Source organism: Roseovarius sp. MBR-78, from assembly GCF_040547535.1.
GTDB lineage: Bacteria > Pseudomonadota > Alphaproteobacteria > Rhodobacterales > Rhodobacteraceae > Roseovarius.
In genome coordinates this window covers 1-1102 of record NZ_JBEPPX010000085.1, presented here as the reverse complement: position 1 = coordinate 1102, position 1102 = coordinate 1, and the positions used below count along the sequence as shown (strand labels likewise).

The 1102-nt window shown below is 58.2% G+C and carries 1 pseudogene; it reads left to right on the top strand.

The window, feature by feature from the left end:
* Positions 1 to 63: 63 nt before the first annotated feature.
* Positions 64 to 1102: pseudogene (locus tag ABIE58_RS20300) on the top strand (IS3 family transposase); the annotation flags it as partial.

Genomic DNA, 1102 nt, shown 5'->3' with positions numbered 1-1102 from the left:
AGAGGTGGTCGCGGAAATTTGGACCAGTTGTTAAGGTGGATCGCATGACGAGAGAGACGATCCATAATGACGAAGAGAAAAATGCATACGCCTGAGTTCAAGGCGAAGGTCGCGCTGGAAGCGATCCGTGAAGAGATGACGCTGGCTGAGCTGTCGAAGAAGTATGGCGTGCATCCGAACCAGATCAGCACGTGGAAGCGTGCGGCGATCGACAACATGGCCACGGCGTTTACCCGGCGCGGGTCTGATCCCGGGAAGGGGAACGAGGCCGAGATCGAGAAGCTGCATTCGAAGATCGGGCAGTTGGTGGTGGAACGGGATTTTTTAGCCAATGCCTCGCATCAACTGCTCGGGACGCGAGGCAAAAAATGGTGAGCAAGGAACATGATCTGAGCCAGCGGCGGCAATGCACGCTGCTGCAATTGTCGCGCTCGACGCTGTATTATCGGCCCAAGGGCGAAAGCGCCGAGAATCTGCGGTTCATGGAGCTCATCGACAAGCAGTTTTTGGAGACCCCGTGGTATGGGTCACGCCAGATGGCGCGGCACATGCAGCGGCAGGGTCACAAATGCGGCCGCCACCGTGTTCGTCGATTGATGCGTCTGATGCGGCTCGTGCCGATCTACCAGGAGCCCAACACCAGCAAGAAGCACCCTGCCCATAAGATCTATCCCTACCTGCTCAAGGGGCTGGCGATCACGCGGCCCAACCAGGTCTGGTGCGCCGATATCACCTATATCCGGATGGAGCGGGGTTTCTTGTATCTGGTGGCTATCATGGACTGGCACAGCCGCAAGGTGCTGGCCTGGCGGCTGTCCAATACGCTGGAGGCAGACTTCTGCGTTGCGGCCCTGAAAGAGGCATTGGCCGAATACGGCCCGCCAGAGATATTCAATACAGATCAGGGGTCGCAGTTCACCAGCGGCGACTGGACCTGCGAGCTCAAGGAGGCCAAGGTGCAGATATCTATGGATGGCAAAGGCCGCTGGATCGACAACCGCATGATCGAGCGATTGTGGAGGTCGTTGAAATACGAATGCGTCTACCTGCGCGCTTTCGAGACCGGCTCACAGGCCCGAGAAGGTATCGGGCACTGGCTGGC